Raw genomic sequence first — 7,759 nt, 5'->3', positions numbered from 1 at the left:
AACGTCCGGCACCGACTACTACTGCGCCGGCTCGGATGACCTCACGAGCTGGGCGACCGAGATCGTCCCCACCGACACCGGCGGCAGCCCGTTCCGGACCAACGCCGCCGGCGACCTGACCTTCTCCGTCGACATCTCCGGCCTCGGCTCGAGCTACTTCCTGCGGATCCAGAACTTCGATCCGGTTCCGTGATGGCGCAATTCAGTAAACTTTTGCCGTGAATCCGGAAGCAATTCAGTTTGTCGCGGGCGCCGCCGCCCGCGATAGTCATTCCGCGCCCGACCACAGGGACACAAAAACCTCCGAACCAATGCCATTCATGAAACTGAAGCTCGCCACCTGCCTGCTGCCGCTCCTGTTCGCCGCCACGGCCGACGCCGCCACCTGGTACTCCCAGGGATCCGGGGATCTGTCTCCGAATCAATACTGGCGCTGGAACGCCACCCGCGACGGCGGTGCCGATTTCGTCAATGGTCTGGACGGTCTGATGCCCCCTGCCGAGGGCAACACGGACACCTGGGTGATCCAGGCGCAGCCGGAATGGAACCGGGCGCGCCTCAATCTGACCGACACCACATGGTATGGCGGAACGACCGTGTTTGAAGGCGCCCGGAATCCTGAGCGCCCCGCGATGTTCTTTCTGAACAATGGCGCCACCGCGACCGTTCAGGATGCCATCTTTGACGGCGGAGCCATCAACAGCAATGGCGGCACGATGTATGGCAACACGGCCACGGTGATGGCCAACGGGGTGACGATCGGAATCGAAGGTGGATCGAGCATTGTCGTCGACTTCAACGCGATCGTCGGTGCCGGGCCGATCCGGATTCAGACACTCTTCGATGGGGCGCTGGTTCCTCCTCCCGGCGGTTCGACCGGCACGGTGCAACTGGCCGCCGGCACCGATCTCTCGGGTTACGCCGGGACGATCGTCATGACGGGCAATCAGAAGTTCGCGCTGGGAGGCAACGTGACCACCCCCACGTTCGGCATCGAATCCCAAAGCGCGGGCTCCCAGGCCTACGTCCTGCAGAACAACGTGACCGTCACCTCGGCCGTCTTCGGAACCACCGCGCTCGATCCGGGCACCTATAACGCCACCGACCTGACGAATCTCGGCCTCGGAGATTACTTCACCAACAACGGCGGCACGCTGACCGTCGAGCCGGCGGTGATCGTTCCCCAAAACCTCGTGGCGGTGCCCGGCAACAACCAGGTTACCCTAAACTGGTCGGCCTTCCCCGGGGCGACGGGTTATTCTGTGAAGCGTTCGTTGACAGCCTACGGCCCGTTTACCGACGCCGTGTTCCCAACCGGGCCGGTCACCACCTACACCGATACCACCGCGGTGAATGGCATGACCTACTACTATGCCGTTTCGGCCACCACCACGGCGGGCGAAACCGGCAACTCGCTCGAAGTCCGCGCGCTGCCCAACGTGCCGTTTCCCACCGTCAATCTCGATTTCGGAAACCAGGGCGTTTACACCGGCGAGGGTCCGGCCGGCCCGCGCGGCGGCACGGTCTGGAACGAGTTCAACGCCGGCGGCGGCACGCTTTCGGGCTTGCTCGACTCGGCGGGCAACGGGACGGCGGTTTCCGTCACGGTCTCCAACTTCAATGGCACCTTCGGTTTCGGTGCCGGCAGCACGCAGTTGTGGGCGGACTACAACCTGCTCTCCGACAACCCGAACGACAGCGAGGAACGCACTGCGACCGTGGTGTTCGAAAACCTGGCCGCCAACTCGTGGTATGACCTCTACCTGCTCGGCCTGGGTGGAGCGCCCGACCAGACCGCGAAGTTCACCCTCGCCGCAGCTAATGGCGGCGCCTCGGGGATCACGCGCGGCCCGTTCCCGGCCGGCGAGTTCGGCGCGCCGAACAACTTCATCGTCCTCTCGGGATACACCGACGCCAACGGACGGCTCGAATACGCCGTCGACAACTCCGACTCGCCGGACACCGGGCACAATGCGGTGCAACTGGTCGCGGCGTTCGAGATGGACCTGAGCGTCGAGCGAAACGGCGACAATCTCGACTTCGCGTGGACCAGCAAGAACGGCAAGCAGTACGACCTGGTCAGCGACACCTCCCTCGACACCCCGCCCGCCGACTGGCCGGTCTGGGACGGCCGCGAGGACATGGCCCCGACCGGGGACTTCACCACCATCTTGAACGTCCCCGACGGCGGCGATGCGCGGCGCTTCTTCGTGATGGTCGAGAAGGATCCGCTGCCGGACTACGGCGTCGATCCCTCGCTGGTCGAGCTTTACGGCAGCGGCGTGACCATCACGCTGGTTTTCTCGCAATCGATGCAGCCCGGTGCCGCGACCGACCCGGCCAACTACTCGGTGATGAAGGCCGGCGGCGGCGCGGTCACGATCAGCTCCGTAGCGATCAGTTCGAACGGCAAAACGGTCACCCTGACCGCCGCCGCGCCGCTCGACCTCACCTCGTCCTACACGGTGACGATGAACAACCTGGCCGACCTCGGCGGGCGGCCGCTCGCGCCCGCCACGATGGGCAATTTCGGGACCTGGGACAACAACCCGAACGGCGTCAAGGTGTTCATCCTCGCCGGCCAGTCGAACATGGTCGGCTACGGCGAGACCGAAATCGGCAACGGCGGGATCAACGGCGCCGTCGGCAGCCTGCGCTACCTCGCCGTCAATGACGCCTCCTATCCCGAATACACCTACAGCGGCCTCCTCGTGGACCCCGGCAATCCCGCCACCAGCGCTTGGGCCACCCGCAGCGACGTCAAGGTCTGGTGGGACCGGGCCGAGCCCGGCTACGGCCCGAACGTAATCAAGGGCGACCTCACCGTCGGCTTCGGGGCCCAAGGCAACAAGATCGGGCCCGAGTACGCCTTCGGCCAGGTGCTTGGGGACTACTATGGCGACCCCGACGACAAGGTTCTGCTGATCAAGACCGCATGGGGCGGCAAGAGCCTCAGGGAGCAGTTCCGCCCGCCGAGCGCGGTGGCCGCCCGCGGCGGCACGGTCGGACCCTTCTATACCGGCATGCTCAACCAGGTCCGCGACGTGCTCGAAGACCTCGACACCGAGTTCCCCGCGTGGGCCGGCCTCGGCTACCAGGTCGTCGGCTTCGGCTGGCACCAGGGCTACAACGACCGGATCGACCAAGCCGCCCAGGAGGAGTACGAGGCCAACCTGGTCGATCTCATCAACGACCTGCGCGTCGAGTTCGGCAACCCGTCCCTGCCGATCTCGATCGCCACCACCGGCATGGAACCCGACAACTTCCCGGGCTACAGCCTGGTCGAACTGGCCCAGCTCGCGGTGGGCGACCCCGACGATCATCCCGAGTTCGACGGCACCGTCTTCAGCGTCGACGCCCGCCCGTTCTGGCGCCTGTCCTCGGTGTCGCCCAACGACCAGGGCTTCCACTGGAACTTCAACGCCGAGAGCTACTTCCTCATCGGCAAGGCCATGGGCGAGGGCATGACCGGCTTGCTCGGCGAGTAGTCATTGTGAAGCCTATCAGAATCCACCTTTGGCTGCTTTGCTGGCTCGCCCCGGCGGTCTGGGGACAGGCCACCGACGGCCAGGCTGCGGAGGGCGGGGCGCCAGACTCCGACTCCGCGAACGCCCGCCCGAACATCCTTTTCTGCATCGCCGACGACTGGGGCTACCATTTTCCCGGGGTGGGCGGGAAGATGCCGAAAACCCCGACCTTCGAGCGCATTGCCGCGCAGGGCATGCGGTTCACCAACGCGCACGCGCCGGCGCCGTCGTGCACCCCGACGCGCAACGCGATCCTGACCGGGGCGCACCCGTGGAAGCTGGGGCGCGGCGCCAACCTGTTCAGCCGCTTTCCCGAGGGCTTCGTGACCTATCCGAACCTGCTCGCGGAGAGCGGCTACCACGTCGGCTACAACGGCAAGTGTTTCGGCCCGGGCAAGGTGCCGGCGGGCATGCCGGACCCCGGCGTGAAATCATACGGCTTCCCCCAGAACCCCGGGGCGTTCCAGGCCTTCCTCGAGGACCGCAAGCCCGGCCAGCCGTTCTGTTACTGGTTCGGCGCCCAGGACCCGCACCGCGACTACGACCGGCGCCTGACCCGGGAACTCGGGATCGGGCCGGAGGACGTCGAGGTGCCGCCCACCTTCCCCGATGTCGAGGAGGTGCGCTGGGACATCGCCGACTACTACGCCGAGGTGCAGCGCTTCGACACCCTCACCGGCCGGCACCTCGAAATCCTCGCGGAGCAGGGCCTGCTCGACAACACGCTCATCGTCGTGACCAGCGACCACGGTTGGCCGTTTCCCCGCGGCAAGTGCAACCTCTACGACGCCGGCACCCACGTCCCTTTGGCCGTCATGTGGCCGGGCCGCGTCCAAGCCGGCCAGACGGTCGAGGATTTCGTCAACCTCGCCGACCTCGCCCCGACCTTCCTTGAGGTCGCCGGCCTGCCCCGGCCCGGGCAGATGACGACCCGCAGCCTGCTCGGGGTCCTCGAATCGGTGCCGCGTGCCGGCCTCCGCGACCCCGCGCGCGACCACGTCTTCACCTTCAAGGAACGGCACTGCCCGAGCCAGTGGGACACCATCGGCGGCTACCCGATGCGCGCCATCCACACCAAGGACTACCTCTACATCCTCAACCTCGAACCGGACTGGTGGCCGGTGGGCTGCCGGCTGCCCTCGATCCGCGGCCAGCATTACGCCGACATCGACCCCGGCCCCACCAAGGAGATCTTCGTCAGGAACACGCCGGACATGACCCACCTCGACCCGCCGTTCTCCCTGACCGTCGCCAAACGCCCGGCCGATGAACTCTATCACACGCCCGACGATCCCCACCAGCTCCACAACCTCGCCGGAGACCCGCAATACGCCGGCATCCTGCAACAGCTCAAGTCCCGCCTGATCGATCGCCTCACCGCCGACCAGGACCCCCGCCTGCTCGGCAAGCCCGAGATCTACGAATTCGAACCCTTCCTCCTCCAGCACGATGCCAAACGCTTCGGCGAGCTGAAACGGCAGCGGATGGAGGAGCCGGGCAGGGGAAACAAACCATAGACCCCGGGGGAAGCCGCCTCCCGGAAACCCGGCAACTGGAGATCAGAGACGAACCGCCGGCTCACGAAGCCCGGGGTTTCAACCCCGCGAAACGAGTGCGTTTCCGATGCGCTGCGTCTTGAATGGACGCCGGCGGGGCCGATCAGGGAACCCGCCAGCGACGGAGCCCTTCGATGTGATCGAAGTGCCGGTCGAAGGTCACGAGAACCGCTCCGATCTCCATGCAATGGGCTACAATCCAAAGGTCGTTGGTGGGGATCTTCATCGACTTGCGGCGCAGTTGGTCCTTCACGGCAGCAAAAAGCTCCGCGGTGTCCTCGGTGGTGTGGAGCATTCTCACGGTCGGCTTGGCCAGGAAGGCACCCAACTCCTGACGGTTCTCGTGCTCGCGCGTCCCGCCGGCAAATCCATAAAAAAGCTCGGCGAGAACGAACACCGTCACGTACACCCGCTCGGCTTGTCCCATTACGTCCAGAACGCTTTCACTGCCCCGCCGGTAGGCGGAATAGGCATTGGTATCCAGCAAGACCACCCTGGCCACCCTCAAATCGGACCCTCAAATCGGAGGCCAAGCGGCGCGACATCCCCTACCAAAGCTACATCAGGACCATCCTGGCCGAGCAAATGGACAAGCGGAAAGCTGCGCTTTGCGGGAACATCGGGGGACCGGCGCCGCTGGCGAATTTCCGTAAAATTTTGGCGCGCATCCGGAAGTGAATTGGTTTGGCGGGAGCGGCGGCATTTGCCAGCCTTCCCGATGATATCTCCCCGCCAACCGGCGAATGGAACCATTCAACACCGAAGAAAGTTCAGCCCAAGAAAGGAACTCCCGAATGAAGAACACACTCATCACACTGCTGGCGCTGGGATCGCTCGCCGCCACGGCCAGTTCCGCCACGTATTACAGCCAGGAAACGTCAATCAATCCGACGATGAATTATGTTTGGAACGAGGTCCAAGATGGCGGCCCTTGGCAACAGATCCTCAATCCGCACCCTCCGACTTCGGGCAATACGGACACGTGGGTCGTCCAGTCGCCGGCAGGCTGGGGCAAATCCCGCTTCGATCTCACCGATGCCACCTGGTTTGGCGGCACAACCGTGTTCGAGGGCACCGATAATCCTACCCGACCCGGAATGTTCTTTCAAAACGGCGGCTCCACCGGGACCGCGACCCTGCAGGACGCCGTTTTCGACGGCGGCGCCATCAACAGCAACGGCGCCACCATGAGCGGCAATACCGCGACGATCACGGCGAGCGGGGTGACGATCGGCATCGAGGGCGGAGCAGGCATGACGGTGGATTTCGACGTCTACACCGGGTCCGGTGATACGACGATCGCGACCATTTTCTCCGGGGAGATTCTTGCTGTTCCCGGCATTTGGAATGGCATCGTGACGATGGCCGCCGGCACCGATCTCTCCGGTTACACCGGGACCTTCGTGATGAACGGCAATCAGAAGTTCGCGTTCGGCGGCGACGTGACCACCGCTACCTTCGGCGTTGAAGTTCAATCCACTGGTGTGAACTCCTACGTCCTGCAGAACAACGTGAGCGTCACCTCGGCCAAGTTCGGAGGCACCACGCTCGCTCCGGGCACCTACAACGCCGCCGACCTGACCGGCCTGGGCCTCGGCGCCTATTTCACCGACAACGGCGGCACGCTGACCGTCGCGTCCGGCGCCGTGCCCGAGGACCCGAAGATCACCTCGATCTCGTTGTCCGGCTCTATCGCCACGGTGATCATGAAGGGAACCCCCGGCGTCGACTATTACTGCGCCGGCTCGGACGACCTGACGACCTGGGCGACCGAAATCGTGCCCACCGACACCGGCGGCAGCCCGTTCCAGACCGACGGCGGCGGCGACCTGACCTTCTCCGTCGACATCTCCGGCCTCGGCTCGAGGTACTTCCTGCGGGTCCAGGACGTCGATCCGGTTCCCTGATCCGCCGGCCCTGTCCGCACCGGCACCGCTGTCGAATTTCCGTAAAATTTTGGCGCGCATCCGGAAGTGAATTGGTTTGGCGGGGTGGCAGGCATTTACCAACCTTCTCAACGATACATTCACGCCAAGTGGCGGATGGAACCATTCAACAGCTAAGAACGTACAGCATAAGAAACGAACTACCAAATGAAGAACACCAAATGAAGAACACACTCATCACACTACTTGCGCTGGGATCGCTCGCCGCCACGGCCAATGCGGCTACTTGGTACACGGTGGGAACCAGCGGGGGCACGGTTGTGGACGATGCGAGCACGGATTGGCAATCCTTGCCGGCTGGCGGCGGCAATCCGTCTGCCCTACCCACCTCCGGCGATTTGGACACGTGGGTCGTCCAGGATAGTCTTCGTGCCGGGTTCGCCAACACGACATGGAATGGCGGAACGACCCAGGTGGACGGAGGAACCAACTATCCCTGGCTCGGCTTGATCTATCTCGCCGGTATCAACGTGACGTTCCAAGACGTTGTCCTCAACGGCGGGGGAATCAATTCGAATGGCCATACAATCACCGGCAATACGCTCACGGTGAGCGCGACGAATGGTGGCTATTTCGGCACGGAAGGCGGGGGCACCACGACGCTGGACTTCGACGCAATCACCGGCTCCGGAACATTGACCTCGATCGGCATCTTCGACCGGCGCCTTGACCCGGGCTCCGGCGGCGGTGCGGCGATCGCCGCCGGGACCGATCTTTCCGGCTTCACCGG

At 64.5% G+C, this 7,759-nt stretch carries 5 protein-coding genes and 1 pseudogene; 5 read left to right on the top strand and 1 reads right to left on the bottom strand.

Features of this window, described 5'->3' with window-relative positions; genetic code table 11:
• The 3 genes from ACG2LG_RS23295 to ACG2LG_RS23285 form a co-directional block, all read left to right on the top strand.
• The coding region (locus tag ACG2LG_RS23295; protein ID WP_396263193.1) for a hypothetical protein at positions 1-193 on the top strand (193 nt) is incomplete at its 5' end.
• 127 nt (positions 194-320) lie between these two features.
• A complete protein-coding gene (locus tag ACG2LG_RS23290) occupies positions 321-3,488 on the top strand; it encodes a sialate O-acetylesterase (protein WP_396263191.1) in 3,168 nt (1,055 codons plus the stop codon).
• A 5-nt stretch (positions 3,489-3,493) separates the two neighbouring features.
• Positions 3,494-5,044 carry a sulfatase gene (locus ACG2LG_RS23285; protein WP_396263189.1) on the top strand — a complete coding sequence of 517 codons (1,551 nt, stop codon included), beginning with the start codon at positions 3,494-3,496 and terminating at the stop codon, positions 5,042-5,044.
• Positions 5,045-5,186: 142 nt separating this feature from the next.
• Here the strand turns inward: ACG2LG_RS23285 and ACG2LG_RS23280 are convergent, their stop codons facing one another.
• Positions 5,187-5,585 carry a type II toxin-antitoxin system VapC family toxin gene (locus ACG2LG_RS23280; protein ID WP_396263187.1) on the bottom strand — a complete coding sequence of 133 codons (399 nt, stop codon included), beginning with the start codon at positions 5,583-5,585 and terminating at the stop codon, positions 5,187-5,189.
• A 292-nt stretch (positions 5,586-5,877) separates the two neighbouring features.
• On the opposite strand from ACG2LG_RS23280, the gene ACG2LG_RS23275 reads away from it, so the two are divergent.
• Both ACG2LG_RS23275 and ACG2LG_RS23270 read left to right on the top strand, forming a co-directional pair.
• Entirely contained in the window at positions 5,878-6,990 is a 1,113-nt protein-coding gene (locus tag ACG2LG_RS23275) for a hypothetical protein (protein ID WP_396263185.1), read from the top strand.
• 200 nt (positions 6,991-7,190) lie between these two features.
• Positions 7,191-7,759 (top strand): annotated as a pseudogene (locus ACG2LG_RS23270) (hypothetical protein); the annotation flags it as partial.

The organism is Haloferula sp. A504, assembly GCF_044385805.1.
In the GTDB taxonomy this organism is placed as follows: Bacteria; Verrucomicrobiota; Verrucomicrobiia; order Verrucomicrobiales; family Akkermansiaceae; genus Haloferula.
The sequence above is the reverse complement of the archived record's forward strand: the minus strand, read 5'-3'. Positions and strand labels throughout refer to the sequence as shown.

Excerpts from the sequence above, each read along its gene's own strand:
- ACG2LG_RS23290 (WP_396263191.1), top strand. The coding sequence starts at position 321 with ATGAAACTGAAGCTCGCCACCTGCCTGCTGCCGCTCCTGTTCGCCGCC.
- ACG2LG_RS23275 (WP_396263185.1), top strand. The coding sequence starts at position 5,878 with ATGAAGAACACACTCATCACACTGCTGGCGCTGGGATCGCTCGCCGCC.